Consider the following 25,791-nt stretch of genomic DNA (forward strand, 5'->3'; position numbering starts at 1 on the left):
GCCGCCGATCGTTCGAGCACCCGAGGAGCCCCCGTGAAAATGCTCATCAACGTCTCGAAACTGGGCATTTTCGCAGGTCAATCGGGTGACGAGATGCTGTCGGTCAGCAAATGGTCAGCATGCGACCCTGACTATGACCATCAAGCGCTCTCCTGTCTTCGGATCCGGCTCGCCATCGGCATACTCAGCGTGATCTCGGCCGAAGTGCAACAGCTAAGTCGTACGGCGCGTGACCGACCACCACAAACTTTCCGAAGGAACAGAGTGAGCGGCCCACCGTGGCCAGTACTCCGTCGGGCAGGTGGTGTTCCTCCCCTGGCAGATGGAGCCAACGTTTCGGTGAGGCTCTCTGCGCCGGCCTCGGGCCGGCCGACGGCGACCAGTTCGGCGATGAAGTCTCGGCCGAGAGGGACAGGTAACACGGCGTGCGGCTGGTGGCCACCAAGTTGAAGACCGTCGGGCGCTTCGGGTGCCGCGTCCCTCAGACCGAGCCCTGTTCGCAGTCGCCTCGATGGCGGTCTGCGGGTCCGGCCAGCAGCCGGCAGGAGGCTCTATCTCCCCCGCAGTGACGGGGCCCTCTCCATCTACTGCACAGCGTCGCCTGCGGCGTGCTCGGCGGGCCACGTCCACCGGGGCGCTGACGCGAAAGCCGTCCTCGTCGACCTCCGGGCGGCCGCCCGTGATCCGGGTCAGCAGGCTGGCCACCTCGGGCAGGCGGATCGCGTCGCGCAGCACCACATCCACCTGGTCGCCCCCGATGCGGGACTTCAGCTCGGCCGGAGTGCCCTCGGCGATCACCCTGCCCGTGTCGATCACCGCGATCTGGTCGGCCAGCTGGTCCGCCTCGTCCAGATACTGGGTGGTGAGCAGCACGGTCGTGCCACCCGCGACGAGGGAGCGCAGTGCGGCCCAGACCTCGTTCCGGTTGCGCGGGTCCAGGCCGGTGGTGGGCTCGTCGAGAAAGAGCACCTGTGGGGCGAGGATGAGACCGGCAGCCAGGTCCAGCCGGCGCTTCATGCCCCCGGAGTAGGTGCCCGCCTTCTTGTCCGCGGCCTCGGCGAGGTTGAACTGGTCGAGCAACTGCTCGGCCCGGGCGCGGGCGCCGGCCTTGCCCAGGCGGAACAGCCGGCCGAACATCTGGAGGTTCTGCATGCCGGTGAGTGCGTCGTCGATCGCCGCGTACTGGCCGGTGAGGCCGATGCGGTAGCGGACCTGCGCGGCCTGACGCACCACGTCGAACCCGGCGACGACGGCCCGGCCGCCGTCGGCCCGCAGGAGCGTTGACAAGATCCGTACCGCGGTGGTCTTGCCTGCGCCGTTGGGGCCGAGCAGGCCGCACACGGTGCCTTCCGGGACGGCGAGGTCGAACCCGTCCAGCGCGGTGGTGGAGCCGTAGGTCTTGCGCAGCCCTTCGGCGAGGACCGCGTAGGGGGTACCGCTCATGGTCGTACTCCTCTTCGTCAGGACGGTTCGCCTCCGCTGAGGGCGCGCAGCACCTTGGCCTGTTCGACGTCGGTGCCTTCGGCGCGCATCCCGGCCGCCTCCTGGGCGGTGAAGCCTGCCGCGCGCCATGGCGCGACCTCGTCGATCGGGATGCCCGCACGCCACCAGGTGGCCATCAGTTCGATGGCGGACTCGCCGTCGGAGAGCACCTTCTCCGCCTCCCCCGCCTCGAAGCCCAGGGCGAGGAAGACGCGGGCCTCGCCCGGGTCGATGCCGCGCCGGGCCCAGGGAAGCGCTTCCTCGCCGCTCCAGCCCGACTCGACGAAGCCTCTGGCGGCCGCGGCCGGAACGCCGCGATGCAGCAAGGCCTTCATGGCTTTGGCCCGTTCCTCGCCGAGGTTGTCCTTGGTGGTGTCACGGCGTGGGTTGAGCAGCCGGTAGAGCCAGCTGCGCGGGGTGGGGCTCTCCCCGGCCAGGTGCCGTTCGGCGGCTTCCTGGGCGGAGTAGCCGAGTTCGCGCCAGCGGACCGCGTCGCGTGGGGTCATGCCCGCGCTCAGCCAGGTGTCGACGGTGTACGGGGTGGCGCCCGCGGTACGCCATTGCCGTGCCTTGTCCGGGGTGTAGACGCCGGAGGTGCGCCAGCGCACGGCCTCGGCGACGGCGAAGCCCTCGTCGATCCAGCTGCGTGCCTCGGCCAGGGTGAACCCGTGCTCCGGCCACTGCGGCAACGGCTCCGGGGTGGGCGCATGCTCCGGCTCGGGTACGGGCCGGTGGCGCTCTCGGCCCTTGTCCCGCTCGGGTTCCTCGTCGTCGCTGAATCCCACGGTCATGTCAGTGCCTCCTGCGGAATGCGGGCGATGGCGGCCCAGTCGGGTGCGTGGCCGTCCTCGCCGATGAGGCAGACGACGACGTGCGGTCGCGGCCGGTGTTCCGGCCAGGGGGTCTGGCCGTCGGTGAGCACGACGATGAGGTCGGGGCGGGGCCGCAGGTGCGCGGCGGCCTCGATCCCGGCGCGCATGTCCGTACCGCCGCCGCCGACGAGCGTGATGTCCTCGGCCCGGCGTACGGTCTGCACCGGGTACGGGGTCATGTCGCAGCACAGGGCGCGCAGCCGCCGGTTCGGTCCGGCGACCCCGGTGATGATGGCGGTGACCTCGGCGAGCAGCCGGTCGAGCACGGCGTTGGTGACCGAGCCCGAGGTGTCGACGACGAGCACGGTGTCCGGAACCGGGGAGACCAGCGCGGGCGGCACGATGTCGGTGTAGGCGCCCGCGCGGCGCGACGGCCTGCGGTGGCTGAAGTCGGTGTTGCCGGCCACCGCGGACAGTCCGCGACGGATCAGTGCACCGAGCCGGGACCGCCAGTTCACCTGGGGCGCCAGGCGTTCTCCGGCCCAGCGCTGCCAGCCCGAGGGCACCTCGCTGCGGGCGCTGATCCGGTCCTGGATGCCGACGGCGATGGAGCGTTCCAGCAGTTCCTTGTCGAGTTCGGACAGTCCTCCGCCGCCGGACTCTTCGTACTCGCGCGGGCGCCCGTCCGCGGCACTGCCACAGTCAATGGCCTCGGCCAGGGCCTTGCCGCCCCGCCCCATGGCCTCGGCCAGCACGTCCAGCATCGGCACGTACTCCTCGGCCATGCGGTTGTCCGGAAGCCCCAGTGCCTTCGGGGAGATGACCCCGTCCGGCACCGGCAGGTCCTCGGCCTCCAGGTCATCGTTGATCTCGGCGTCGGCCGCCTGGTTCCAGCGGTGCGCCCGTTCCTCTCCAGCGAGCCCGGCCGCGTGCGTTCCGCCGCCGTTGCCCGGTTTCACCGGGGAACGGCTCGCGTGCCGGCGGACGAGGTGGCCCACGTGGTGCAGCAGCCACCAGCCGATCTCCGGCACGGGGGTGGCCAGTGCCGTGCCGGTCTCCAGGTGGACGTTCCACCGGGTGTCGGCAGGAAAGGCGCGGAACTCCGGGTCGGGCACCGGCGTCCCTGTGGTGTCGTCGATGGCCGCCTCGATGACCACCGGGGTCAGCGCGAACACCGCGGAGGCCAGGTACGGCGCGTGGTGTGCGGCCCAGAGCCGGGCCGCCGCGAACCGCGCGAGGACCTGTTCGCGCTGCTCCGCCGGCCCGTCGGGGACGGCCGTCATGTCAGCAGCCCCGCCGCGCGCAGGATCGGTGCCAGCTCCAGCATGGTGCTGGGCGGCTTCGCGCCGCTGGGGCGGTGCTTGGCCAGCGCCCGGGCGGCGCTGGCGGCGATGTCGGGTGAGGAGCGGGCGACGCGGCTGACCACCGTCCACGACTGCTCCCAGACGGGCGCGCCTCCATCGGCCACGACGTGTGCGACGAGCGCGCCGAGGAGGGCGTGCAGCCGGTCGAGGCGGTCGGGGAGGGTGGCGTGCGGGTCGTTGAGCAACTGCACCGGGTCCGGCAGGTCGAGGTTGCGCACCCAGGAAAGCAGCTCGAAGCCGGCGGCCTCGCCCACAGCGCCCAGGAGCAGCTCGGCGAGTACGGCCTCGTCGGTGCCGCTGTGCGCGCAGGCGCCCAGTGCGCGGGCGGCCAGCTCCCAGCTGCGCGGGCTGGGCCAGCCGCGTCCAGCGCGATCCGGGCTGTCCGGCACGGCGAGCACGAGTTCGGGGCGTACCCGAAGGAACGCGCCGACCATGGCGCGGGACTTGGTGACCTCGGCGAGGGTGGGCGGCTCACTGTGCGCGAGCTCGGGCACGGTGAATCCGCCGGCCAAGCCCTCGGCGATGTCGACGGCCGAGACCTGCCAGTCGAGGTGGATGAGCCGGTTGGCCAGCGGCGCGGAGAGGTCCCAGCCGTCGGCGGCCTGCTCGGGCGGGTTGGCGGCGGCGACAATGCGGATCTCGGGTGGCAGCACCAGGTCGCCGACGGTGCGCTCCAGGACGACACGCAGCATGGCGGCCTGGACGGCGGGAGGCGCGGTGGTCAATTCGTCGAGGAACAGCAACCCGGTCCCGGACCGCGCCAGCCGTTCCGCCCAGCGCGGCGGGGCGAACCAGGTGCCGCCGTCACGGAGTACGGGCAGACCGGAGAAGTCACTCGGCTCGCGGATGGATCCGACAACGACTTCGACGGGCAGGCCGAGGCTCTCTCCCAGCGCGACCACTGCTGACGTCTTTCCGGTGCCCGGCGCTCCCCAGAGAATGACGGGTAAGTTGGCGGCCACGGCGACGGCGACCGCTTGCTGTGTGACGGATTGTGCGCCCATGGGGTCCACCGAATTCCTTTGTCGCGGCAATATTCTGTCCGGATGCGTCCAGCTCGCGTGCCCTGACCCGGGCAGCTTTCAGCAGGCCGCGGCACAGGTGCCTCAGCCCGAATCCCGTTGCGGGAGTGGCTAGTCCTGGTTGCGGAACAGCCTTCGGCCGCCGTACTTCTTGTGCGCGGCCTGCTTGCTGATGCCCAGGGCGGCGGCGATGTCGGCCCAGGTACGCCCCTGTGTGCGGGCGCGCCGTACCAACACCGCCTCCAGCCGCTCCATCTCGCGCCGCACCTCAACAGTGGCGCTGAGCCCCGCCACGGGGTCGTCACCCTTGGCTTCTTCTGCCAACAGTACGAGCCGGCCAATCTCCATGATGTCACCCTAGGTTGACAGAAGCGAAGTGTCAACCAGGGGTGACACGCATGGTCCTGACCAGGGGCAAAACCGCTTCGGCTACAGGCAATTCCACTGCCGGACAGGAGGCCGACCCGGCGCGGCGGGGCGCCGGGTGCCGGGTCGGCGCCGGACGGGCGGGCCGGGAGGTCAGGAGCTCGCTTCCTCCATGGCCCGGACCAGGCTCAGGGGGCGCATGTCCGTCCAGTTCTCTTCGATGTAGGACAGGCAGGCTTCGCGGGAATCTTCCGGATGGGCCGTGTGCCAGCCCTCGGGGATGTCGGCGAACGTCGGCCAGAGGGAGTGCTGCCCCTCGTCGTTGACGAGCACCAGGAAACGGCCCTCGGGGTTGTCGAAGGGGTTCGTCATGATCAGTCCTCTCGGGTCGGATCGGTGTGGAGGCCGCGGAGTTCCGCGGCCAGTTCGGGTCCCAGCTGACGCAGGGAGTCGGGCTGCATCAGGGCGTGGTGGGACGACGTGATGCGGTGATGGTGGATCCGGCCCTCGATGTACGGGGCCCAGACCTCCGGGTCGATCACGTACTCACCGCCGTTGGTCGCGGTGAAGATCAGCATGTTCGTGGTGACCCGGCCGTGGATGTGCTGGGCGCCGATGCCCACGTTGTTCTGCAGTACGCGCATCGACGCCTCGGCCATGCGCTCGTCCACGGTGGCCAATGCCGTGTGCTCCGTCGACAGAAGGCGAAGGAACTCCTCGTGAGTGAGGCTGTGTTCGTCGATTCCGTCGGTGTCGACGTGGAAAGCCTGAAGCATTCCCAGATACACCTTGGACATCTCCAAAGCGGCGATCTGCTCCTGGCTTCCTCCGGAAGGGGCTTTGCCGGAACCGCGTCGACAACTACCAGCAAGTCCGTGCGTTCACCCTGCTGCTGCAGGCGGTCGGCGATGGCGTGTGCCACCACCGCGCCGAAGGACCAGCCCAGCAGGTGGTACGGGCCGTGCGGCTGGACCGTACGCATCTGGCCGAGGTAGTCCTCGACCATCTCCGCCACCGAGCCGGCCAGCTCCTCGCCCTCCGTCATGCCTCTCGCCAGAAGGCCGTACACCGGGACATCGGGGTCGAGGTACTGAAGCAGACCCGCATAGGGCCAGCTCAGGCCGCCGGCCGGGTGTATGCAGAACAACGGTGGCTTGGTGCCGCGCGGGCGGAGCGGGAGGAGAACTCCGAGGGCGTCCTCCCGGACGTCCAGATGCAGCTGACCGGCGAGCCCTGCGACGGTCGGCGTCTCGAACAGGGCCCGGATCGGCAGATCCGCCCCGAGCACGGCGCGGATGCGACTGATAGCGCCCGGGTCGGGCAGGTCGGACCCCAGCTGTCGGACGTGTGCCGCGAGCCCGGCAACTGGACGCCGTACCGGAACAGCATGACGGTGTTCGACTCCACCGGCTACGCGCTTGAGGACCATACGGCCCTGGACGTTCTGATCGAACTGGCGCAGGAGACGGGTGTCGGCGAGCGCCTGCTCATCGAACACCTTCCGGTCGATGCCCTGGACCCGTATGCGTTCGCCGGCTGAGCGCCTGGCCAGCCCCTCCGTACACGTGAACGTGGCTTGGAAGCGAAAGACCCACTGACTGTTCTGGTCGAGCGGTAGGGCCAACTTCGAAGCGGGCCATCAGCCGGAGGCTGTCGGCTTTCTTCACCATGCGTCGCACGGCGCGTTCCGAGCCGCACTGGGTGAACCAGTCGGCTTCGGCTACCAGGCGGGCACCTCAATCCGAGCACTGGCCGAGGAAACCGGCCGAGGGAACCGGCCGCTCCCGCGCGGTCTCGTTGCACGAGTACGGATCATGTGGTCCCTGCCCGTGCGGGTCTCTTCTGCCGATTCACCGGACCGTCTCACCGGCCTCCGCTGCAAAGTCGGCATCAGATCAGCAGCAGTACCGACGGAGTCCGCCGCCAACCGCCGGAGACCGCCGGAACCAACTACCTCTCCCACTACCTTTGGACCTGCACCATCGCAGCTCACCGCCGATTCCTTCGAGCAGCCGAGGAGCCCCGCGTGAAAATGCTCATCAACGTCCCCGAATCCGTGGTCGCCGACGCCCTTCGCGGGATGGCTGTGGCCCATCCCGACCTGGTCGTGGATGTGGAGAACCGGGTGGTCGTGCGGCGGGATGCGCCGGTCGGAGGGAAGGTGGCGCTGGTTTCGGGGGGTGGTAGTGGGCATGAGCCGTTGCACGGGGGGTTCGTGGGGGCGGGGATGCTGGATGCCGCGTGTCCCGGGGAGGTGTTCACCTCGCCCGTGCCGGATCAGATGGTGGGGGCCGCCGCGGCCGTGGACAGTGGTGCGGGGGTGCTGTTCGTCGTCAAGAACTACACCGGTGACGTGCTGAACTTCCGGATGGCCGCGGAGCTGGCGGAGGACGAGGGGGTGCAGGTCGCGACGGTGGTCGTGAACGACGACGTGGCGGTGACCGACTCACTGCACACCGCCGGGCGCCGCGGGACCGGCGCCACGCTGTTCGTGGAGAAGATCGCGGGTGCGGCGGCCGCGGAGGGCGCGCCGCTGGACCGGGTGGCGGGGCTGGCGCGCCGGGTCGTGGAGTCGTCGCGGAGCTTCGGTGTGGCGCTCAGTTCTTGTACGACTCCGGCCAAGGGCGGCCCGATGTTCGACCTGCCCGCCGGTGAGCTGGAGCTGGGCGTCGGCATCCACGGGGAGCCGGGCCGCGAGCGGCGGCCGATGATGACCGCCGGTGAGATCGCGGACTACGCCGTGGAGGCGGTGCTGGCGGACCTGCGGCCCGGACACCCGGTGCTGGTGCTGGTCAACGGGATGGGCGGCACCCCGCTGCTGGAGCTGTACGGGTTCGCCGCCGAGGTGCACCGGGTGCTCGGCGAGCGGGGCGTGCCGGTGGCTCGTACGCTGGTCGGCAATTACGTCACCTCGCTCGACATGGCGGGCTGCTCGGTGACGCTGTGCCAGGTGGACGAGGAGCTGCTGCGGCTGTGGGACGCGCCGGTACGGACGCCCGCGCTGCGCTGGGGTTGCTGACCGGGCCGGTCGCCGGAGGTTTGCGCGCACAATGGCGGGGACGTTCTCCCGTACACGTCACGTCGTCCCGGTCTTCGCGGGCCGACGTGACCGCGGTACCCGCACACGTACGACCAGAGGAGCAGTTCGTGTCCGAAACGGCACTGGACGCCGGGTTCTTTCTGCGGTGGATGACGGCGGTCGCCGCCTCCGTCGACCGGGAAGCGCCCCGTCTCACCGAGCTCGACTCGGCCATCGGCGACGCCGACCACGGCAGCAACCTCCAGCGCGGCTTCGCGGCCGTCGTCAAGACGCTCGAAGCGGAGCCGCCGGGGACGCCGGGGGCCGTGCTGACGATGGCGGGGCGGCAGCTGATCTCCACGGTGGGCGGCGCGTCCGGCCCGCTGTACGGGACGCTGCTGCGGCGTACGGGCAAGGCGCTGGGCGACGCGGACAGCGTCACCGCCGACGAGCTGCGCGCGGCGCTGCGCACCGGGGTGGACGCGGTGGCGCAGCTGGGCGGTTCGGCGCCCGGTGACGCGACGATGCTCGACGCGCTCGATCCGGCCGTCGAGGCGCTGGCCACGTCCTTCCGGGCCGCCGCCGAGGCCGCCGGGCAGGGGGCGGAGGCCACCGTTCCGCTCCAGGCCCGCAAGGGCCGGGCGAGCTATCTGGGCGAGCGCAGCGTCGGTCATCAGGATCCGGGGGCGACCTCGTCGGCCCTGCTGTTCACCGCGCTGGCGGAGACGGCGGAGCAGGAGGCGGCGAAGTGAGCGGCGCGGACTCCTCGTACGTGGGCATCGTGCTGGTGTCGCACAGCGGGCCGGTGGCCGAGTCGGTGGCGCGGCTGGCCGTCGGCCTGGCGGGCGGTGGCGCCAAGGCCCCGGTGGCGGCAGCGGGCGGTACACCGGACGGCGGGCTGGGGACCAGCGCGGAGCTGATCACGGAGGCGGCGCGGAAGGTGGACGGCGGTGCGGGCGTCGCCGTCCTCGTCGATCTGGGCAGCGCCGTACTGACCGTCAAGGCCCTGCTCGCCGAGGGCGACGAGCTGCCCGAAGGTACGCGGCTGGTGGACGCGCCGTTCGTCGAGGGCGCGGTGGCGGCCGTGGTCACCGCTTCGACCGGGGCCGGTCTGGACGCGGTGGCGGCGGCTGCGGGAGAGGCGTACTCCTATCGGAAGGAGTGAAAGCGGCTTCCGCGAAGAGTGAGGAAGAGTGAGGGCGGTGGTGCCGGGGTGCTCTTCACCGCCGCCCCGGCACCCCGATCACCACAAGCCCGATCACGACGACCCCGATCACCACAACCCCGGCACCACCAACCCCGCCACCAACACCACCCCCGCCAGCACCCACGCGACATAGTCCCCGATGTGTCCGGAGTGCAGCCGGCGGACCGGCGCCGCCCAGCGGGCGGGTTCGGCGGGGCCCTGGGGGCGGCGTACGGCCCACCAGGCCAGGCCGCAGGCGAGGGCGGCGGACAGCAGGCCGAGGGCCACGCCCGCCGGGGTCCAGTGCGGTCCGGGCATCGGTACGGGTGCGGCCGACGGGGTGTGCAGGACCGCGGCGGCGTAGCCCGCCCGGTCGAGGAAGGCGTCCGCGGCCCGGCCGACCGCGGCGTGCAGGCCCGGTACGACGCCCACGGCCAGTGCGCCCGCCAGCAGCGCGACCGGCACGGCCAGCATGGTGTCCGGGATGCGGCTCAGCTGGCCGGCGGTTTCCGGTTGTTCGTCCTTGCCGCTGGTCTCGTCCGCGCGGTTCGCCGCCTCGTCGGCTGCCTTCGGCCGTACGCCGAGCCCGAGGAAGACCCGGGCGACGGCGCGCAACACCGCTCCCCCGGTGACCGCGGAGACGAGCACGAACACGGCGGCCGGCCAGCCTCCGGCCGCTTCCTCGGTGACCGCCTTGCCCAGGCCCGTACCGAACGGCGGCAGCCCGGCCAGGGCCAGCCCGCCGGCCGCGCAGACCACGCCGACCAGGGGCAGTTCCCTGCCGCGGCCGTGCAGTTCGAGTTCGTCGACGCTGCGGAAGCGGTCGAGGAGGATGCCCATGGCGGCGAAGAGCGCGGCTTTGACGCCCGCGTGTCCGAGGACGTACAGGGCCGTGCCGCCCGCGCCGTCCGGTGTCATGGTCGCCAGCCCGATCAGGAACAGGCCGGTGTGCGCGACGGTGGAGAACGCCAGCAGCCGTTTGAGGTGCCGCTGCTGCCAGCACATCAGCGCGCCGACGACGGCGGTGAGCGTGCCGAGGGCGAGCAGCGTGCGGTGCGCGTCGGCGGTGGGGATACCGCCGGGGCCCGCGAAGACGGTCCAGTAGACGCGGGCCGTGCCGTACACGCCCAGTTCGACCATGACGCCGGACAGCAGCATGCACACCGGGGTGGGCGCGACGGCGTGCGCGTCCGGGAGCCAGAAGTGGAAAGGGACCACGGCGGCCTTGACGAGCAGGCCGGTCAGGACGAGGACGAAGGCGGTCAGGACGAGGATGTCGGGGCCTTCGGCGAGGCCGGCGGACGGGCCGGTGGGCGGACCGGCGGAGGACGCGCCCGGGTGGGTGGCCAGGCGGGCGCCGATCTGGGCGAAGCCGAGTTCCCCGGTGCGTCCGTACAGCAGGCCGACGCCGAGCAGGGTGGCGTAGCCGCCGAGGGAGTTGACGACGCCGAAGGTGAGCGCGCCCTGCACGGCGCGCGCCCCCTCGACGCGGTAGCCGGTGAGGGCGTACGCGACGACGCCCATCAGCTCGAAGAAGACGAACGCGTTGAAGAGGTCGCCGGTGAGCGCGAAGCCGCACATGGCCGCCTGGAAGATCAGGACGAGGGCGGGGAAGGTGCCCGCCTGGCGGTGCGGCGGCTCGTCGAAGTACCGCCAGGAGTACGCGAGGACGGCGACGACCAGGAGCGAGGTGACGGCGGCCAGCCCGACGCCGATCCGGTCGCCGACCAGGACGATGCCCACACCCGCGCCGCCGTGCGGGTGCCAGCCGCCCAGCCATTCGACGGCGCGCCCGCCCGGGCCGCCCGCCGACGCCCCGCGCAGCAGGACGGAGAAGGCGAGGGCGGCGGTGCCCGCCGCGAAGACGGTGCCCGCGATCTCGGCGGCCCGGCGCGCCATCCGGCGGCCCGCCGCGACCAGGAACGCGGCGCCGAGCAGCGGGAGGGTCACGATCAGCGGCAGGGTGGCGGCCGGGGTGAGGGTCATGCCCGCGGCGGCGGTGAGGGGGCCCGCCGCCGTCACCCGCGCAGCTCCGAGAGTTCGTCCGGGTCGACGGTCCCGTGCCGTTTGCCGACCTGGACGACGAGGGCCAGCAGCAGCGCGGTGACCGTCGCGCCCACCACCACGTCGGTGAGGGTCAGGGCCTGGACGACGGGGTCGACGACCGGGCGGGTGCCGGGCTTCAGGTCGGAGAAGACCGGCGCGGTACCGCCGTCCCGGTAGCCGACGGCGAGCAGCAGGACGTACGTGGAGGCCTGGCAGACGGCGAGGCAGCCGACGGCGTGGATGAGGTTGCGGCTGGTGGCCAGCCCGTAGCAGCCGATCAGGAAGATCCAGCCGGCGACGAGGTAGGGCAGCACGCTCATGTCGGCTTCTCCTCGGGCGGGTTGTGGGGGGTGGGCGTTCGGCCGGAGGTGTCGGGGGCGGGGGGCTGGTCGGAGTTGTCGGGGGCGCGGGGCCGGCCGGAGTTGTCCTGGTCGGAGTTTCGGCCGGAGCTGTCGGGGTCGTCCGCGTCGACGATTTCCACCGCTTGGTCGAGGAAGGAGGCCAGCAGGACGACGACGCCGCTGGCGACCTCCACCCCGACGGCGGCGTTGAGCAGCGGCACCGTGCCGCCCGAGGCCAGTGTGTTGAAGGTGCCGTACGGGAGGACGTTGGCCAGGTAGGCGGTCCCGGCGATCAGGCCGGCGGCGCCCAGCAGCAGGTAGGCGGCCTCCCCCGCCGCGTCCGCCATCGCGTACAGGCCGATCGGCCTTATCCGTTCCAGGGCGCGGTAGTCCACGGCGATGTACAGCAGGTGCAGGGCCGTCGCGACGACGACCCCGCCCTGGAAGCCGCCGCCGGGGCTGAGCTGGCCGTGGGCGACGATGTACAGGCCGATGAGCAGGGTCACCGGGAGCGCGACCAGCGCGTAGCGGCGTACGGGCGGGGCGACGCGCGCCGGTTCGGGGCGTACCCGGTGCTCGTCGCTCGTCTGGCGGAGCAGTACGACGGTGCCCAGCGCCGCGCAGAACAGGATCGATTCCTCGCCCAGCGTGTCGAACGCCCGCTGGTCGAAGTTGACCGCCGCGACGACGTTGGAGGTGTGCCGGGCGAGGGCGGCCTCGACGGCCCGGACCCCGTACGGGTGCCAATCGCCGCCGAAGCCGGGCAGTTCCAGGCTCGCCGCGAACAGCAGGACGGCCAGACCCAGGCCGCCGACGGCCAGCACCCACAGCCGGGCGCGCCTGCTCATCGGCGCCCCTCCTGGTCCGTGCTGCCGGTCCGGTTCCCGGCATTGCGGTGGCTGCCGCCCTCCTTGCCCTTGCGCCGTACCTTCCGTACGGAGAGCAGCAGCATCAGCGGGGTGAGGGCGGAGCCGACCGCGAGCTGGGACAGGGCCACGTCCGGCGCCTGGAGGACGGCGAAGAGGAGGGCGAGGCTGAGGCCGAGCAGGGCCAGTACGGTCGACTGCCGGACCGGGTCGCGGGCCAGTACGGCGGCGGTCGAGGACGCCGCGACGAGTGCCAGGGCCAGCACGATCAGTACGTCAGCCACCGGCCGCACCGCTCTGCCCGCCGGTGGTGTGCCGTTCGGGCCCGGTGGCCTGCGGGGTGTGCCCGGTGCCGCGCGGGGTGTGCCCGGTGGCGTGCCGGGCGGACAGCGCGCGTGTGGACACGATGTTCCCGCCGATCAGCAGCGCCCCGATCGCCAGGAGCTTGACCATCGCCCGGCCCGGCCCGGTCGCGACGCACAGCGGCAGTACCACGAGCGGTACGCAGACCGCGGCGAGCGGCGTCATGGCACGGCCGAGGGCGCGTGCGACGGGGTCGCGGGCCGGGCGTTCGGCCAGTTCGTCGGCGAGCAGCCGGGCGTAGACGAGGGTTCCGGCGGGGCCGAGGACCGCGAGGACGAGCGCGAGATCGACGTACGAGGGCCGCGCGTAGCCCTGTGCGAGGAGCAGCAGGACCAGGCAGCCGGCCAGTGTCGCGAGGTTCTGCGCCATGACCCGGCGCCGTACGGGGCCGCTCGCCGCGCCCCACACGGTCGGCGCGAAGCCGACGAGGAGCAGGAGCGCGGCGGCCGACAGCCAGCCGTTCACCTCGGCCGCCCGCGGTTCCCGTCACCCGCCGCGGCTCTGCGGGCGGCGCGTGCGGCGAACGCGCCGAGGAGCGCGGCCGCCGCGCCGACCAGGAACTCCAGCGTGTCCAGGCTGCTGACGAGCACCAGCCACAGGCCGGTCAGCACGGCCCACCAGACGGCCGGTTCGGCGGCCTTCGCCGCCGCGCCGGACGGCTTCACGGCACCGGACATGCACTCACCTCCGGCCTCGCCCGTACCCGGCCGTCAGGCTCTCATGCGGCACTCGCCAACCGGACGAACCGCGCCGAACGGACCATCCGGACGATGCACCCGCCCATTCCGCCCTGGGGACGCGCCGCCCGGGCCGGTCACCCCCGGCGAGCCCCGGCCACCACTCCGTCACCCACCGCCCCGCTGCCCGCCACCACCTCGGGATCGTCGCCGGCGGCGGCCAGCACCACGTCCAGCAGCCCCGGGAAGCGCGCCTCCAGGTCCTCGCGCCGCAGGTGCATCACAAGGCGGCGGCCCTCCCGCCGCTGATGGAGCACACCGCTTTCGCGCAGCACCCGCCAGTGGTGACTGGCGGTGGACTTCGACACCTCGGGCAGCAGCTCGCCGCAGGAGCGCTCGGCCCCGTGGGCGAGACGGTGCACGATGCGCAGCCGGATCGGATGGGCGAACGCCTCCAGCACATCCGCGATGCGTAGTTCGGCGCGGTCGGGGTGACTCAGTACGGCCATGCTCCGAGCGTACGCGGAGGCACCGACACCCGGACCACGTCCCCGCCCCCTCCCCGCGGTCCGCCGAATTGATTGCTACTGTTCTAGAACATACGAACTGACGCGCGGCAGGCCGTTCGGACCGACCTGCCGCGCCCCTCTCACGAAGGAGCCCCCATGGCCCTCCACCAGGACAACTACTCCCTCGGCAAGCAGTTCCACGCCGCGCTCGTCACCGGCGACTGGGCGGCGATCCGCTCCCTGCTGCACGACGACGCGGTCTGGGAGCTGCCCGGCGACAACACGATCTCCGGCACCGCGGAAGGCGCCGACGCGATCGTCGAACACGCCCGCAAGATCGCCGGGTACGGAGTGAACTTCACCCTGCTCCACATCCTCGTCAGCCGCCGCAACATGGCACTCTCCCTGCACAACACCGCACGGCGCGGGGACACGGTGCTGGACGAGCACCTGTCCACGGTGTGCACGGTGCGCGACGGCAAGATCGCGGCCATCGAGACCTACCTGTCCGACGTGGACGGCATGAACGCCTTCTTCGTCTGAGGTTCGCCGCTCTCCCGCGGCGCCGTCACGGGCTCCGCCCGCGGCAGGACCAGCGCCGACGGATGGTGCACGGTGATCCCGGTCGCCACCAGCCGGGTGGCCGTCGCCAGGGGCTCGCCCGTACCGGTGTTGCGGGCGAAGCGCGGGTGGGCGCCGCCGCTGACCTGGAGGCGGATGCGGTGCCCGGCGGCGAAGGAGTGGGCGGTGGGGCTCATGTCCACCGTCACTTCCGCCGGGCCGGGCGCGGCCGTGGCGGGGTCCAGGCGCCGTATCCCGTCGCAGACGTTGGTCGAGCGGCCCCGTTCGTCCACGTCGCAGAGCCGTACGAACACGTCGGCGTGCCCGGTGTCGGCGCCGACCCGCAGGTGCACGGCGGCCGTGCCGAGGATCTCGGCCGGCTCGGTGAGCGGCGGGGTGGTGAAGGTCAGCACGTCGTCCCGGGCCTCCAGGGCGGCATTGTCGCGCGGACCGGCCGTCCGGGACAGCAAGGGGCCGCCGACCGACGGCGTCGGGTCGGCCGGGTCGTAGCGGAAGGACACCGGAGGCGCCGCGGCCTCGGGAGCGCGGCCGTTCAGCAGGCCGTCGCCCGTCAGGTACCAGCGGCGGCCCGTAGCGGCCGGTGGCCAGTCGGGCAGGTCGCGCCATTCCTGACGGCCGCCCACGTGCACACGGGCCCGCGCCTCGCGCAGGCCGGACGGGTCGTCGCACAGGTGGGCCCGCAGCCAGGCGAGGCTTTCGGCGAAGACCTCGGGCCAGCCCTGCTGCATCGCGGAGTTGTGCGTCCAGGGGCCGACGAGCAGCGCGGTGTCGCAGCCGGCGCGTCGCAGCCGGTCGTACTGCTCCAGCGTCTGGTCGAGGCACACGTCGTACCAGCCGGTGATCAGGCTGGTCGGTACGGCCGGGTGCGCGGCAGCGGCGCCCGCGTCCGCGCCCTGCCAGTGGGCGTCGTCCCGGTCGGGCCGGGCCATCGCCTCGTCCAGGAACGGCACCCGGCCGCCCAGGCCGGGTACGTACGCCTCGCCGAGCGGCAGCTTGCGGGTGATCGCGGGGAGGTGGCGTTGCAGGCGCAGCGCGGCCCGCACCATGGCCAGGGCGCCCCGCCCGTAATGCAGCCGCCCGACCGCGGAAACCAGAGCGCTCTCCAGGGCGAGGGGGCCGCCCGAGGGGTAGAAGAACCCGTGGATGTCGTGCAGCCCGACCTGGACGACCATCGCGCGCAGTTCCGGCGGCGGGTCGGCGGCGAGGGCCCACTGGGCGTAGCCGAGGGCGCTGGGCCCGATCGTCCCGAGAACGCCGGTGAACCAGGACTGTTCGCGCAGCCACGCGACGGCCGCCCGCCCGTCGGCCGCCTCGTGCTGCCACAGGGCGTACTCCCCGCCGGACCCGCCGGTGCCACGGGCACTCTGCAGGACGACGTGGAAGCCCTGTTCCGCGAAGAGCAGGCCGAACATGGGCGCCCACGGAATGCCCCGGCCGTACGGGGAGCGGACCAGCAGCGTGGGGAAGTCCCCGTCGGCGCGGGGGAAGTAATGGTCGGTCAGCAGCGGGCTGCCGTCGGCGGCGGGCACGACGAGGCCCCGCTCGCAAGAGACGTCGTACTGCCGGGGCGGCATGCCGCGCCAGGTGCGCCGCACGGCCCGGGCGAGCAGGGGCGGCTTCCTGGCCGCCTTCCGGGACGAGGAATGGGCGGAAGGGTGGTGCGTCGCTGTCGTCACGGTGCCTCGATTCCTGGTGCGGACCGGTTCGTTCCGCCGGCCCGGCCACTCCCCGACCGGGCCGGCGTCCGGCCGACATATTTCCCGTACGTCGTACGACAATAGCGGATGGTTGGATGGACGCGGACAGCGAAGAGAGGTTGCCGTGACGCGTACAGGCACATCAGGCCGTGCTGCCGGGGTGGATCCCGAGGCCTTGTGGGCGCCGGCCGCACGTCCGCGGCGCGGCCGCCCGCCGGCCCACAGCCGGGCCGCGGTCACCGCCGCGGCCGTCGCCCTCGCCGACGCCGAAGGGCTCGGCGCCGTCACGATGCGCGCGGTCGCGGCCCGGATCGGGGCCGGCACGATGTCGCTCTACAGCTATGTGCCCAACAAGGAGACGCTGCTGGAGCTGATGATCGACGAGGTCGGCGGCGGCCACCGGCTGCCCGAACCGTCCGGCGACTGGCGCGCGGACCTGCGCCGCCTCTTCCACGAGCAGCGCGCGATCATGCGGCGCCACCCCTGGCTGCCCGCCGCGCTGCCCGCACGGCAGACGTTCGGCCCGAACACCCTCGCCGCCCTGGAGTACGCGCTCACCGTCCTGGCGCCCGCGGGCCTGGACGCCCGGGCCGGGCTGGAGGTCTTCAGCCTGCTCTCCGGTTTCGTGGCCAGTCACGTCACCCACGAACTCGCCCAGGAACAGGCCGCCCACAACGCGGACAACGCGGGTGACGCGGGCAACACCGCCCACGCATTCCACGAAGCCCAGACCCGCTACCTGCGCTCCCCCGCCGTCGCGGACGCCTACCCGACCGTCTCCCACGCCCTGACGGAACCCGACGCCGCCCCCTCCCCCGACGCCACCTTCGACCGCCTCCTCGACCGCATGATCAACGGCCTTGCGGGGGCGGGCTGAGCCGGACGGGCGGAGCACCGGGCGCAAGCGGCAACAAGGGCGCGCGAGCGCGGGAAACCGGCTGCCCGGCATGATCCACCAACGCTAAGATGCCCCGGCGGAGGGCCCGCACAGCCCGTCCCGCCCGTACCGCCCCTCCTGCGGAAAGGCAGCCGACCATGACCGCACACTCCACCGGTGCCGATGCCGCAACGCCGCGAGGGCCGTGGCTCGGCCCGGGGGTCGTGGTGCTGACCGGGATTCAGGCGGCCGGGAAGTCGACCGTGGCGCAGGCGCTCGCGGAGCGGCTGGAGCGGTCGGTGCATCTGCGGGGGGACACGTTCCGGCGGATGGTCGTACGGGGGCGGGCGGAGATGACGCCGGACGCCGGTGAGACCGCCCTCGCCCAGCTGCGGCTGCGGCACCGGCTCACGGCCCTCTGTGCCGACCAGTACGCGCAGGCCGGGTTCACCGTGATCGCGCAGGACATCCTGCTCGGCGAGCACCTGACCGAGATGGCCGAGCACATCCGGACCCGCCCGCTCGCGGTGGTCGTCCTGACGCCCGACGCGTCGGCGGTCGAGCGGCGGGAGGCGACCCGGTCCAAGACGGCCTACGGGCCCGACTGGAGTGTGCGGGACCTCGATACGGCGCTGCGCGAGCACACCCCGCCCATCGGGCTGTGGCTGGACACCACCGAGCAGACCGTCGAGCAGACGGTGGACGAGATCCTGGCCCGCGCCTGGACCGAAGGCGCCATCGCCTGAGCCGTCCGCCCGGCGTCCGCGGCCGGCGGCCGGTCAGTAGCCCTTCGGCGGCCGGGTCGGGTCGGCCTGCTGCACCCGCTCCGCGAAGTTCGAGCCGGAGGTGTTGACGCCGTAGCGGTCGCGGACGTACCCGATGGTCGCGCCCATGCACGCGACCACGTCGTACGGGGTGCGGGCCGTGCCGTCGAGGTGGTACGCCGCGAAGGTCGGCGGGACGCACTGGGTCGCGCCGCGCGAGCAGTTGCGCGGGTGGCCGTCCGTCATGACCGGCCCCCAGGCATTGCCGTCGGTGGTGTTCACCCGCCAGCGCGGGTGGTTGTACGAGGACTCCCGCCGCGCGATGGTGACCAGCGCCGGAACGCCGTACCGCGGGTCCATGCCGGTCAGTTCGCACGCCACCCGGGCGTATGCGCCCATGGCCTCCTTGCCCGACGCGTCGTCGGGGTCGTGGTACTCCACCTCGGAAAGCTCCACCGGCCCCCGCTCCCCTCCGCCGCCCGGCACGCGCCGCGGCCCGCTGCCGGGCCTGCCCCCATGGTGCCCGTCCGCCCGGCGCGCGAACCGGCCCGCCGCCCCGCCGGCCGCCGCTGCCGCGGGCGTACGGAGCCGGTGCGGTCGCCGGTACGGGTGACCGGGCGGGTCTCGTTCGGCTGGGATGCCGACAGGGCTCGTCCAACCGGGTGAAGCCCGCGCACGACGGCTCCCGGAGGTCACTAAGGTGCCCGCCATGACCACATCCCAGACCACCACCGGCACCCCTCCGAACAGTCAGCTGGGCACCCTCATGATGATCGGATGGAGCGGCGCCCACCCCGAGGACGGTCACGATGTGCCCTTCCTGCTCTCCTACTCCCTCGGGGACGGCAAGGACGGCCCGGAGGCCGGGACGGAGGCCATGGGCAGGATGCTCGGCCAGGCCGGGCTGCTGGTCGGCGGCGAGCTCCAGGACGCCTCCCGCACGCCCAGCCTCCCGCTGACGCTGATCGTCGAGGCCGGGCAGGCGGTGCTGACCATGCCGGTCTTCACCGCACAGTGCCCGGTGCCGCCGGAGTGGCTGGCGGCGGCCGACCACCGCAAGCAGGTGTACGGCATGTTCGCCACCCGGCCCTGGCCCGAGGCGCGGCCGGGCGGCCCGGTCAGCGAGGACATGCTGCGGGCCTTCGCAGGCGACGAAGGCGTGATCAGGAGTTCCGCGCACTGCCTCATCCCCGTGCGCACCCTGCGGGGTTCCGCCGCGTCCTGAACGCGCGGCGCCGGCCGGCCCGCGCCGCGCCCGGCCCGGTCCGTGCGGCAGCGCGCCACCCCGGATGCGGATCCGTCCGTCGGCGGTGACCCTGGAGACATGGGGGCGACAGTGGCGAGGAGGACGACTCATGTCCGTGATGGACAAGCTCAAGCAGATGCTGAAGGGCCACGAGGACCAGGCCGGCAAGGGCGTCGACAAGGCCGGCGACTTCGTCGACGAGAAGTCGCAGGGCAAGTACAGCGGCCAGGTGGACTCGGCCCAGGACAAGCTCAAGCAGCAGTTCGGCAGCGATCAGGACCAGGACCGGCCGCCGCAGTCCTGATCACGCTCGGTTCCGGGCCGGACGCCGCCTGTCAGGGCGTCCGGCCCGGCACTCTTGTCACGCTCCGGCTCACTCGTCAAGAGCCACGACACGCCTTCACCCGTTCGAGGGATACAACCGTGCCTGATCGATTCTCCTCGGACACATCCCGCTACCGTTTTTCCGCACCCCGGTCCCCGGTGCCAACAGCGAGAAGCCGCTCTGCGGCCTGCGCACCGGTGGGGGCGACATGGCGGAACGCACCGTCGACACGGCATTGCACACATACACGGTCGGCGACCAGTTCGTACTGGCACTGCGCGGCGAGCTGGACCTCGCGCTGGCACTGACCTTGCAGCCCGTCATCGGCGAGGCGCTGCCACCCCGGCCGGGCACGATCGTCGTCAATCTGTGCCAGGTCTCCTTCATGGACTGCAGCGGCCTGGCCCTGATCTGCCGGCTGCGCGAGCGGGTGGTCGACCGCGGGGGCCGGCTGGTGCTGCTGAGCCCGCGCCCCGTGGTCCGCCGGCTGCTGCGCCTCGCGCCGCTCGACGAGCGCTTCGTCGTGATCGACCGGCTGCTGCCCGCGCGTACCCTCAACTGAGGCGCGGCGGGCGGGATCAGCCGAACGTCACGCCCTGCGCCAGCGGCAGCGCGTCCGAGTAGTTCACGGTGTTCGTCGCCCGCCGCATGTACGAACGCCAGGCGTCCGAGCCGGATTCGCGGCCGCCGCCGGTCTCCTTCTCGCCGCCGAACGCGCCGCCGATCTCCGCGCCCGAGGTGCCGATGTTGACGTTGGCGATGCCGCAGTCGGAGCCGTCGGCGGCCAGGAAGCGTTCGGCCTCGCGCTGGTCCCGGGTGAAGATGCTGGACGACAGGCCCTGCGGGACGCCGTTGTGCAGGGCCAGCGCCTCTTCGAAGGTGCGGTAGGTCAGGACGTAGAGGATGGGCGCGAAGGTCTCCGCGCGGACGATGCCGGTCTGCGCCGGCATCCGTACGACCGCCGGGCGTACGTAGGCGGCCTCCGGCGCCTGGTCGGCGAAGTGGCGGTCGCCGCCGGTCAGTACGGTGCCGCCGTCGGCCCGGGCGGCGTCCAGGGCCTTGCCCATGGCGGCGTGGGCGGCCGGGCCGATCAGCGGGCCGACGAGGGTGGCCGCGTCGAAGGGGTTGCCGACGGGGAGCTGACGGTAGGCGTGCACGATCTTCTCGGTCAGGCGGTCCGCGACGTCCTCGTGGACGATGAGCCGGCGCAGCGTCGTACAGCGCTGGCCCGCGGTGCCGGCGGCGGAGAAGATGATGCCGCGTACGGCGAGTTCGAGGTCGGCGGACGGGGTGACCACGGCGGCGTTGTTGCCGCCGAGTTCGAGCAGGCAGCGGCCGAAGCGGGCGGCCACCCGCGGCCCCACCTCGCGCCCCATCCGGACCGACCCGGTGGCGCTGAGCAGCGCGACGCGCGGGTCGTCGGCGAGCAGCGCACCGGTCTCCCGGCCGCCGAGGAGCAGGTGGTGCAGCGCGGCCGGCGCGCCCGTGTCGGCGATCGCGCGGGCCAGCAGGGCGTCGCAGGCCAGGGCGGTCAGCGGGGTCTGCTCGGAGGGCTTCCAGACGACCGGGTCGCCGCAGACCAGGGCCACGGCGGTGTTCCAGGCCCAGACGGCGACGGGGAAGTTGAAGGCGGTCAGCACACCGGCCACGCCGAGCGGGTGCCAGGTCTCCGCGAGGCGGTGGCCCGGGCGTTCGCAGGCCATGGTGCGCCCGTAGAGCTGCCGGGACAGCCCGACCGCGAAGTCGCAGACGTCGGTCATCTCGCGGACCTCGCCGAGCGCTTCGGAACGGATCTTGCCGGCCTCGACGGTGACCAGGTCGGCGAGGTCGTCCTGATGGGCCGTCAGAAGCTCGCCGAGGCGCTTGACCAGGGCGCCGCGCCGGGGCGCGGGGACGGAGCGCCACTCGCGGAACGCCGCTTCGGCGGCGGTGACGGCGGCGTCGGCCTGCTCGGCGGTGGCGGCGGGCAGCCGGTACAGGACGCCGCCGGTGAGCGGCGTACGGGCGGTGATGCCGGTGCCCTCCGGGACGGTGTTCTCCGGGAGGGCGCCGACGCCGCAGCGGCGCAGCCGGTCGGCGGCCAGGGCGCGGAGTTCCTCGGTGCCGGGGAGCTGGTCGGGGGTGCTCACGTCGGGGTGGCTCCTAAGGTCGCGGGGCGGTGGGGTGTGCCGGTACGCGGTGGTCAGGAGGGGTGCAGGGCGCGCAGGGCGTCGTCCGCGCCCAGTACCTCCAGGGCGTGCCGCAGCGAAGCGTGCTGCTGGGCCGCGTAGATCTCGAAGGGGTCGTGGACGGGGCGCCCGATGGCTTCGGCGAGCCGGTGTTCGTCGTACGGCGTACCGGTGCGCGCGGCGCCCCTCGTGCCCTGCTCCGGCAGGTTGGAGCGGAAGATCCCGGCGGCCGAGCGGGGCAGGAAGTCCTCGTAGACGATGGGGTGGGCGGTCAGCCAGCCGTGGTCCAGCAGCCCGGCCAGGTCGGCGGGCGGGCGCCGTCCGTCGCGCGGGCGCGCGGGTGCGGGTTCGTACGTGAAGCAGCCGAGGCCTTCGACGGCGAGCCGGTGTTCCGAACGCGGGAAGCCGGCCTCCCAGAGGGCGCGCGCCACTTCCGGCCGGGTGGGGCCGCCGGGTCCCGACGCGGCGAGCCGCCGGTCCGTCTCGGCGGTGAGCACGTCGTAACGGGCCCGGCCCGCGCGGCTGAGCGCGATGCCGCGTGCTTCGACCTCGCCGAACCGCACGCGCAGCGCGCCGGTGGTGACGCTGCCGTCCGGTTCGCGGAAGGTACGGGCCTCGTCCAGCGCGCGGAACGAGGTCTGCCGCAGCAGGACGTCGGGCCCGTCCCAGCGGGGCGGCCCCTGGATCTCGTCGATCATGGTGATGCCGCGGTCCGCCATCCGGCGGTGGAGCGCGTCGATGTCCAGCACGCGCGGGGTGAGGTGGTTGATGTGGGTGCTGGTGACGCCGCCGATGTCGGCGGCGACGGCGGAGACCCGGGCGAGTTCGGTGTACCAGGCGCGGTCGACCGGCTCCGGGGACAGTGCGAAGGCGGCGACCGCCAGCGTGAGGAAGCGTTCTGCCTGGTCCGGTACGAGGCCGTGCTCGCGTTCGGCGCGCTCGGCGAGCGTGAGCAGTTCCGGCGGGAAGAGGGTGCGGCGGTCCAGGAAGGTTTCCAGCCGGGCCTGGAGTCCGGCGTCGAAGAACCGGCGGTCGGCGGTGGTGAGCAGGGAGGTGAAGACGCGGAAGGGGTTGCGGGCCAGTTCCTCGGGCTCGACGGGCCTGAAGGCGGTGGAGACCACCGGGACCGCGCCGGTGGTGGTGTCCCGCAGGTCGTAGAAGCCCACCGGGTGCATGCCCAGGGCGGCGAAGACCTGCGCGGCCCGGCGCAGTTCGCGGGGTGTGCCGACGCGGATGGCGCCGTGCCGCTCCGCGGTGACCCGGGCGAGGGCACCGAGCCTCCCGGCGTCCGGATCGCGGCGCGCCACCTCGTCGTTCACCTCGCCCGCCACCTCCAGGAGCGTGGTGTACGCGGGGACTTCGGCACCGTACATGCCGGACAGCCGGCGGGCGAAGGCGGCGCGCAGCCGCCAGGCGGGGATCATGCGTCCTCCCGACGCGACGGGCGTTCAGATGATGTGGGCCTCCGGGCGGACACCCGCGCTCCCCGGCTCCCCCGCCGGGCCGTCGAACCGGCTCGCGGCCAGCGGCCCGATGTCGAGGAACGGCTCCCGGCCCAGGTAGAGGTCGCGGACCAGCTCCCCCACGGCGGGCGCCTGGAGGAAGCCGTGGCCGGAGAAGCCGGTGGCGTACAGGAAGCGGCGCACGTCCGGGGACTCGCCGATGAGGGCGTTGTTGTCGGGGGTGGTCTCGTACAGCCCGGCCCAGCCGTGCCCGGCCGGGACGGTGGCCAGGGCGGGTGCCCGGCGCGCGACGGCCGCGCGGAAGGGTTCCAGCCACTCCCGGTCGAAGTCCCGGCCGAAACCCGGTTCCTGGCGCGGGTCCGACAGGCCCAGGAGCAGCCCGCCCGCGCCGTCGTTGTGGAAGTAGGCGGTGGAGGCGAAGTCGAGGGTGAAGGGGATGCGGGGCGGCGGCGGGTCCAGCGGGCCGGTCAGGGCGATCTGGCGGCGCAGCGGGGTGACGGGCAGCCGTACGCCCGCCATCGCGCCGACCTGCTGCGACCAGGCGCCGGCGCAGCAGATCACCGTGCCGGTGCGCACGGCACCGTACGGCGTTCGGACCGCGCCGAGGGTGCCACCGGAGGTGTCGATCGCGGTGACGGGGCAGTGCGTACGGACCGTCGCGCCGTGCCGGACGGCGGCGCGCAGATAGCCGCGCACGGCTGCCACCGGGAGCGCGTGGCCGTCGGTGGGGCAGTACGCGGCGGCGGCGATACGGTCCGGGTCCACGTACGGGCACAGCGCGGCGGCCTCGGCCGGGCGGATGATCCGGCTGGGCACCCCGAGCGCGTTCTGGGTTGCCACGCCCTCCTCGAAGAGGGCGAGTTCGGTGGCGTCGCCGAGGAGGAAGAGGTATCCCACGCCGTCGAAGCCGATGTCGGCGCCGGGCCGCGCGGCGAACGCCCGCCACGCCTCCAGGCTGCGCCGGCCGATCCGGATGTTGAGCGGGTCGGAGAACTGGGCGCGGACGCCTCCGATGGGCTTGCCCGAGGAGCCGGCCGCGGGCCGTTCGCGCTCCAGCAGCAGGACGCCGGGCACCCCGGCCTCCGCGAGGTGGAAGGCGATGCTCGCGCCGATGATGCCACCGCCGATGACCACGGCATCGGCGCGGCCGGGGACGGGGGCCGTACCGGGGCCCGTACCGGGGTCCGTGGCCGTGCTGCGCTCCATGCGAGGCGCCTTCCGCCGGGGTCGGGACGTGGGGTGCCGCTGGTATCGATGGTGACGGTCATGGTCCGCCGCGTCCATGCGCCGTCCGACCGGCGGGCGCCGGACCTACTGGCCGAGGTCGTCCACGAGCGTCGGCGAGGGGCGCGGGATCTCGCCGAAGTCCTCGTCGTCGTCCGCGACGGTGAGGCGGTTGATGACGTTCTCCAGGACGGCGGGCAGGGTGGGCGCGAGGCCGCTGTGCCACTGGACGAGCAGGGCGTGCCGGGCGGCGTCCGGCAGCAGTTGCCGGCCGTCGCGGGCGGCGGGCGGCGGCGGTTCCTCGTCGGGGTCGTGGGCGGCCTGCGTACGCCAGTAGGCGGCGTCGCGGAACTCGCCGTGCCGCCGGTGGGAGAGGTACAGGCAGTAGGCCGCGGTACGGCTGCCGCCGCCGGCACCGAAGCGCCACCAGAAGTCGGCGGCCTCGGCGCGCCCGGTGATGTGCAGCAGACAGGCGAAGACCAGGGCGCCCTCGGGGTCGATCCGGTGGTCGTTGACCAGCCGGGCCAGGCTGTCCGCGGCCGCGGCGGCGTTGACGACCAGGGCACAGGCCAGGTCCAGTTCGTGGGTGGCCTCGTCGTGGGCGCTCGGGTAGGCGGTGGGTGCCGGGGCGTCGGCCCGGGGCGCGGCCGGGTACGCGGCGCCGCTCTCCTCGTACGCGTCCCCGGCCAGCCGGTCGCGGGCCGCCGCCGTGTCGTAGGAACCGTAGGACTCGGCGAGCACGTCGGCGGCGGCGGCCAGCAGGGATTCGATGGTGTCCGGGCCGGCCTGACGGGTGTGCGGCATGGGTCACTTTCCCTTCGTGGGGCACGCGGCGATGCCCAGTGCGGCGGCGAGCCGGCGCTTGCCCCGGCTCGCGTGGGAGCGGACGGTGGCCTCGTCGACCCCGAGCAGGGCGGCTATCTGGGCGTCGGAGTAGCCGACGACATGGCGCAGCACGATCACGTCGCACTGCCGCTCGGGCAGCCGGGAGATCGCTTCGTACAGGCCCAGCTGGCTCTCCAGGAGCGCGAACTGCTGCTGGCACTCGCGCAGCAGCGCGCGGGTGACGACGGCGAAGGCCGCGCTCTGGGTCAGCGCCGTGGCGCGCCCGTTCGCGCCGAGCCAGTCGACCACGGTCTCCTTGAGGACGGCCCACGCGTAGGAGTCGACCGAGGACTGTTTGAGCGCGTACGGCCAGCACAGCCGTAATCTCCGGTAGGCGGCGCCGGTGACCTCCAGGGCCGCCTCCTCGCTGCCGGTGTGCAGGTGGGCGTAGGCCAGCCACTTGCGGTAGTGCGTCTCGTGGAACGCCTCGAAGGCGACGGCCAGCCGCCGGCCGGCCTGCCGCAGCGGATCGCCGGCCGCGGGCGGCAGCCGGTCGCGGGTCATGGG

30 protein-coding genes and 1 pseudogene are annotated in these 25,791 nt (G+C 73.1%); 9 read left to right on the top strand and 22 right to left on the bottom strand.

Features of this window, described 5'->3' with window-relative positions; all coding sequences use genetic code 11:
- Window positions 1-627: 627 nt before the first annotated feature.
- The 8 genes and pseudogenes from IH45_RS0114605 to IH45_RS1000000146505 form a co-directional block, all read right to left on the bottom strand.
- Window positions 628-1,443: pseudogene (locus IH45_RS0114605) on the bottom strand (ATP-binding cassette domain-containing protein); the annotation flags it as partial.
- Window positions 1,444-1,460: 17 nt separating this feature from the next.
- Window positions 1,461-2,273, bottom strand: a complete 813-nt coding sequence (locus IH45_RS0114610; RefSeq protein WP_030666984.1) for a hypothetical protein — start codon at window positions 2,271-2,273, stop codon at window positions 1,461-1,463.
- Window positions 2,270-3,577 (bottom strand): vWA domain-containing protein, encoded by a 1,308-nt coding sequence (locus tag IH45_RS0114615; RefSeq protein WP_030666986.1) that lies wholly within the window; start codon window positions 3,575-3,577, stop codon window positions 2,270-2,272. Before IH45_RS0114615 ends, IH45_RS0114610 begins: the two co-directional genes overlap by 4 nt.
- A complete protein-coding gene (locus tag IH45_RS0114620; RefSeq protein ID WP_030666988.1) occupies window positions 3,574-4,662 on the bottom strand; it encodes an AAA family ATPase in 1,089 nt (362 codons plus the stop codon). The genes IH45_RS0114615 and IH45_RS0114620 overlap by 4 nt, the downstream gene beginning before the upstream one ends.
- Before the next feature lie 129 nt (window positions 4,663-4,791).
- Complete coding sequence (locus tag IH45_RS0114625) at window positions 4,792-5,028, bottom strand: hypothetical protein (RefSeq protein ID WP_030666990.1); 237 nt, start codon at window positions 5,026-5,028, stop codon at window positions 4,792-4,794.
- A 171-nt stretch (window positions 5,029-5,199) separates the two neighbouring features.
- Window positions 5,200-5,418: an MbtH family protein gene (locus tag IH45_RS0114630; protein WP_030666992.1), complete on the bottom strand. Its 219-nt coding sequence runs from the start codon at window positions 5,416-5,418 to the stop codon at window positions 5,200-5,202.
- Between the two features lie 2 nt (window positions 5,419-5,420).
- Window positions 5,421-5,690 carry a hypothetical protein gene (locus IH45_RS1000000146500; protein ID WP_158813089.1) on the bottom strand — a complete coding sequence of 90 codons (270 nt, stop codon included), beginning with the start codon at window positions 5,688-5,690 and terminating at the stop codon, window positions 5,421-5,423.
- A complete protein-coding gene (locus IH45_RS1000000146505; protein ID WP_078897574.1) occupies window positions 5,618-6,475 on the bottom strand; it encodes an alpha/beta fold hydrolase in 858 nt (285 codons plus the stop codon). Before IH45_RS1000000146505 ends, IH45_RS1000000146500 begins: the two co-directional genes overlap by 73 nt.
- A 603-nt stretch (window positions 6,476-7,078) precedes the next feature.
- Here IH45_RS1000000146505 and dhaK point away from each other — a divergent pair.
- The 3 genes from dhaK (at window position 7,079) to IH45_RS0114655 (ending at window position 9,230) form a co-directional block, all read left to right on the top strand.
- Window positions 7,079-8,065: a dihydroxyacetone kinase subunit DhaK gene (dhaK, locus tag IH45_RS0114645; RefSeq protein WP_030666998.1), complete on the top strand. Its 987-nt coding sequence runs from the start codon at window positions 7,079-7,081 to the stop codon at window positions 8,063-8,065.
- A 170-nt stretch (window positions 8,066-8,235) separates the two neighbouring features.
- Entirely contained in the window at window positions 8,236-8,817 is a 582-nt protein-coding gene (gene dhaL / locus IH45_RS0114650; protein ID WP_030667000.1) for a dihydroxyacetone kinase subunit DhaL, read from the top strand.
- Window positions 8,814-9,230 (top strand): PTS-dependent dihydroxyacetone kinase phosphotransferase subunit DhaM, encoded by a 417-nt coding sequence (locus tag IH45_RS0114655; RefSeq protein WP_030667002.1) that lies wholly within the window; start codon window positions 8,814-8,816, stop codon window positions 9,228-9,230. The genes dhaL and IH45_RS0114655 overlap by 4 nt, the downstream gene beginning before the upstream one ends.
- A gap of 108 nt (window positions 9,231-9,338) precedes the next feature.
- Here IH45_RS0114655 and IH45_RS0114660 read toward each other — a convergent pair whose 3' ends face one another.
- From IH45_RS0114660 to IH45_RS0114690, 7 genes are all read right to left on the bottom strand, one after another.
- Window positions 9,339-11,237: a complex I subunit 5 family protein gene (locus tag IH45_RS0114660; RefSeq protein WP_030667003.1), complete on the bottom strand. Its 1,899-nt coding sequence runs from the start codon at window positions 11,235-11,237 to the stop codon at window positions 9,339-9,341.
- Window positions 11,238-11,269: 32 nt separating this feature from the next.
- A complete protein-coding gene (locus IH45_RS0114665) occupies window positions 11,270-11,617 on the bottom strand; it encodes a sodium:proton antiporter (RefSeq protein ID WP_030667005.1) in 348 nt (115 codons plus the stop codon).
- Entirely contained in the window at window positions 11,614-12,486 is an 873-nt protein-coding gene (locus tag IH45_RS0114670) for an MnhB domain-containing protein (protein WP_078897558.1), read from the bottom strand. Before IH45_RS0114670 ends, IH45_RS0114665 begins: the two co-directional genes overlap by 4 nt.
- The gene (locus IH45_RS01000000143645; RefSeq protein ID WP_050514855.1) at window positions 12,483-12,788 is read right to left on the bottom strand and encodes a Na(+)/H(+) antiporter subunit B; all 306 of its coding nucleotides are present in this window, start codon (window positions 12,786-12,788) and stop codon (window positions 12,483-12,485) included. Before IH45_RS01000000143645 ends, IH45_RS0114670 begins: the two co-directional genes overlap by 4 nt.
- Window positions 12,781-13,332 (bottom strand): MrpF/PhaF family protein, encoded by a 552-nt coding sequence (locus IH45_RS0114680; RefSeq protein ID WP_234440545.1) that lies wholly within the window; start codon window positions 13,330-13,332, stop codon window positions 12,781-12,783. The genes IH45_RS01000000143645 and IH45_RS0114680 overlap by 8 nt, the downstream gene beginning before the upstream one ends.
- Entirely contained in the window at window positions 13,329-13,544 is a 216-nt protein-coding gene (locus tag IH45_RS0114685; protein WP_030667013.1) for a hypothetical protein, read from the bottom strand. Before IH45_RS0114685 ends, IH45_RS0114680 begins: the two co-directional genes overlap by 4 nt.
- A gap of 137 nt (window positions 13,545-13,681) precedes the next feature.
- Window positions 13,682-14,053 carry an ArsR/SmtB family transcription factor gene (locus tag IH45_RS0114690; RefSeq protein WP_030667015.1) on the bottom strand — a complete coding sequence of 124 codons (372 nt, stop codon included), beginning with the start codon at window positions 14,051-14,053 and terminating at the stop codon, window positions 13,682-13,684.
- 156 nt (window positions 14,054-14,209) lie between these two features.
- Between IH45_RS0114690 and IH45_RS0114695 the strand changes: the two genes are divergently transcribed.
- Entirely contained in the window at window positions 14,210-14,596 is a 387-nt protein-coding gene (locus tag IH45_RS0114695) for a nuclear transport factor 2 family protein (RefSeq protein ID WP_030667017.1), read from the top strand.
- Here the strand turns inward: IH45_RS0114695 and IH45_RS0114700 are convergent.
- Window positions 14,554-16,311 carry a CocE/NonD family hydrolase gene (locus IH45_RS0114700; RefSeq protein WP_078897560.1) on the bottom strand — a complete coding sequence of 586 codons (1,758 nt, stop codon included), beginning with the start codon at window positions 16,309-16,311 and terminating at the stop codon, window positions 14,554-14,556. The two genes, IH45_RS0114695 and IH45_RS0114700, sit on opposite strands and share 43 nt — an antisense overlap.
- 181 nt (window positions 16,312-16,492) lie before the next feature.
- Here IH45_RS0114700 and IH45_RS0114705 point away from each other — a divergent pair, with 181 nt between their 5' ends.
- Together IH45_RS0114705 and IH45_RS0114710 are read left to right on the top strand one after the other, a co-directional pair.
- Window positions 16,493-17,209, top strand: a complete 717-nt coding sequence (locus IH45_RS0114705; RefSeq protein ID WP_032917462.1) for a TetR/AcrR family transcriptional regulator C-terminal domain-containing protein — start codon at window positions 16,493-16,495, stop codon at window positions 17,207-17,209.
- 158 nt (window positions 17,210-17,367) lie between these two features.
- Window positions 17,368-17,955 carry an AAA family ATPase gene (locus IH45_RS0114710; protein WP_234440546.1) on the top strand — a complete coding sequence of 196 codons (588 nt, stop codon included), beginning with the start codon at window positions 17,368-17,370 and terminating at the stop codon, window positions 17,953-17,955.
- Between the two features lie 33 nt (window positions 17,956-17,988).
- Here IH45_RS0114710 and IH45_RS0114715 read toward each other — a convergent pair whose 3' ends face one another.
- Window positions 17,989-18,429: a lysozyme family protein gene (locus IH45_RS0114715; RefSeq protein WP_050514851.1), complete on the bottom strand. Its 441-nt coding sequence runs from the start codon at window positions 18,427-18,429 to the stop codon at window positions 17,989-17,991.
- 253 nt (window positions 18,430-18,682) lie between these two features.
- On the opposite strand from IH45_RS0114715, the gene IH45_RS0114720 reads away from it, so the two are divergent.
- From IH45_RS0114720 to IH45_RS01000000143650, 3 genes are all read left to right on the top strand, one after another.
- Complete coding sequence (locus tag IH45_RS0114720; protein WP_030667026.1) at window positions 18,683-19,198, top strand: DUF5949 family protein; 516 nt, start codon at window positions 18,683-18,685, stop codon at window positions 19,196-19,198.
- Between the two features lie 130 nt (window positions 19,199-19,328).
- Entirely contained in the window at window positions 19,329-19,523 is a 195-nt protein-coding gene (locus IH45_RS0114725; RefSeq protein ID WP_030667027.1) for an antitoxin, read from the top strand.
- 229 nt (window positions 19,524-19,752) lie between these two features.
- Window positions 19,753-20,106, top strand: a complete 354-nt coding sequence (locus IH45_RS01000000143650; RefSeq protein ID WP_050514852.1) for an STAS domain-containing protein — start codon at window positions 19,753-19,755, stop codon at window positions 20,104-20,106.
- 16 nt (window positions 20,107-20,122) lie between these two features.
- Here the strand turns inward: IH45_RS01000000143650 and amaB are convergent, their stop codons facing one another.
- From amaB to IH45_RS0114755, 5 genes are all read right to left on the bottom strand, one after another.
- Window positions 20,123-21,673 carry an L-piperidine-6-carboxylate dehydrogenase gene (gene amaB / locus IH45_RS0114735; protein WP_030667029.1) on the bottom strand — a complete coding sequence of 517 codons (1,551 nt, stop codon included), beginning with the start codon at window positions 21,671-21,673 and terminating at the stop codon, window positions 20,123-20,125.
- 53 nt (window positions 21,674-21,726) lie between these two features.
- Complete coding sequence (gene hglS, locus IH45_RS0114740) at window positions 21,727-23,136, bottom strand: 2-oxoadipate dioxygenase/decarboxylase (RefSeq protein ID WP_030667030.1); 1,410 nt, start codon at window positions 23,134-23,136, stop codon at window positions 21,727-21,729.
- A gap of 24 nt (window positions 23,137-23,160) precedes the next feature.
- Window positions 23,161-24,381, bottom strand: a complete 1,221-nt coding sequence (locus IH45_RS0114745; RefSeq protein ID WP_030667031.1) for an NAD(P)/FAD-dependent oxidoreductase — start codon at window positions 24,379-24,381, stop codon at window positions 23,161-23,163.
- A gap of 105 nt (window positions 24,382-24,486) precedes the next feature.
- Entirely contained in the window at window positions 24,487-25,203 is a 717-nt protein-coding gene (locus IH45_RS0114750) for a hypothetical protein (protein WP_030667033.1), read from the bottom strand.
- 3 nt (window positions 25,204-25,206) lie between these two features.
- On the bottom strand, window positions 25,207-25,788 hold the full coding sequence (locus tag IH45_RS0114755; protein WP_030667035.1) for an RNA polymerase sigma factor: 582 nt from the start codon (window positions 25,786-25,788) through the stop codon (window positions 25,207-25,209).
- Window positions 25,789-25,791 lie beyond the last annotated feature (3 nt).

Origin of the sequence: Streptomyces rimosus subsp. rimosus (genome assembly GCF_000720725.1) — a bacterium.
In the GTDB taxonomy this organism is placed as follows: domain Bacteria; phylum Actinomycetota; class Actinomycetes; order Streptomycetales; family Streptomycetaceae; genus Streptomyces; species Streptomyces rimosus_A.

Coding starts and splice junctions, on each gene's coding strand:
- dhaK (WP_030666998.1), top strand. CDS start 7,079: ATGCTCATCAACGTCCCCGAATCCGTGGTCGCCGACGCCCTTCGCGGG.
- IH45_RS0114755 (WP_030667035.1), bottom strand. CDS start 25,788: ATGACCCGCGACCGGCTGCCGCCCGCGGCCGGCGATCCGCTGCGGCAG.
- IH45_RS0114660 (WP_030667003.1), bottom strand. CDS start 11,237: ATGACCCTCACCCCGGCCGCCACCCTGCCGCTGATCGTGACCCTCCCG.
- IH45_RS0114615 (WP_030666986.1), bottom strand. CDS start 3,577: ATGACGGCCGTCCCCGACGGGCCGGCGGAGCAGCGCGAACAGGTCCTC.
- IH45_RS0114710 (WP_234440546.1), top strand. CDS start 17,368: ATGACCGCACACTCCACCGGTGCCGATGCCGCAACGCCGCGAGGGCCG.
- IH45_RS0114695 (WP_030667017.1), top strand. CDS start 14,210: ATGGCCCTCCACCAGGACAACTACTCCCTCGGCAAGCAGTTCCACGCC.
- IH45_RS0114665 (WP_030667005.1), bottom strand. CDS start 11,617: ATGAGCGTGCTGCCCTACCTCGTCGCCGGCTGGATCTTCCTGATCGGC.
- IH45_RS1000000146505 (WP_078897574.1), bottom strand. CDS start 6,475: ATGGTCCTCAAGCGCGTAGCCGGTGGAGTCGAACACCGTCATGCTGTT.
- IH45_RS0114625 (WP_030666990.1), bottom strand. CDS start 5,028: ATGGAGATTGGCCGGCTCGTACTGTTGGCAGAAGAAGCCAAGGGTGAC.
- IH45_RS0114725 (WP_030667027.1), top strand. CDS start 19,329: ATGTCCGTGATGGACAAGCTCAAGCAGATGCTGAAGGGCCACGAGGAC.
- IH45_RS0114720 (WP_030667026.1), top strand. CDS start 18,683: ATGACCACATCCCAGACCACCACCGGCACCCCTCCGAACAGTCAGCTG.
- IH45_RS01000000143650 (WP_050514852.1), top strand. CDS start 19,753: ATGGCGGAACGCACCGTCGACACGGCATTGCACACATACACGGTCGGC.
- IH45_RS0114685 (WP_030667013.1), bottom strand. CDS start 13,544: ATGTCCGGTGCCGTGAAGCCGTCCGGCGCGGCGGCGAAGGCCGCCGAA.
- IH45_RS0114630 (WP_030666992.1), bottom strand. CDS start 5,418: ATGACGAACCCCTTCGACAACCCCGAGGGCCGTTTCCTGGTGCTCGTC.
- IH45_RS0114670 (WP_078897558.1), bottom strand. CDS start 12,486: ATGAGCAGGCGCGCCCGGCTGTGGGTGCTGGCCGTCGGCGGCCTGGGT.
- IH45_RS0114610 (WP_030666984.1), bottom strand. CDS start 2,273: ATGACCGTGGGATTCAGCGACGACGAGGAACCCGAGCGGGACAAGGGC.
- IH45_RS0114620 (WP_030666988.1), bottom strand. CDS start 4,662: ATGGGCGCACAATCCGTCACACAGCAAGCGGTCGCCGTCGCCGTGGCC.
- IH45_RS0114750 (WP_030667033.1), bottom strand. CDS start 25,203: ATGCCGCACACCCGTCAGGCCGGCCCGGACACCATCGAATCCCTGCTG.
- IH45_RS1000000146500 (WP_158813089.1), bottom strand. CDS start 5,690: ATGCGCGTACTGCAGAACAACGTGGGCATCGGCGCCCAGCACATCCAC.
- dhaL (WP_030667000.1), top strand. CDS start 8,236: ATGACGGCGGTCGCCGCCTCCGTCGACCGGGAAGCGCCCCGTCTCACC.
- hglS (WP_030667030.1), bottom strand. CDS start 23,136: ATGATCCCCGCCTGGCGGCTGCGCGCCGCCTTCGCCCGCCGGCTGTCC.
- IH45_RS0114745 (WP_030667031.1), bottom strand. CDS start 24,381: ATGGAGCGCAGCACGGCCACGGACCCCGGTACGGGCCCCGGTACGGCC.
- IH45_RS0114690 (WP_030667015.1), bottom strand. CDS start 14,053: ATGGCCGTACTGAGTCACCCCGACCGCGCCGAACTACGCATCGCGGAT.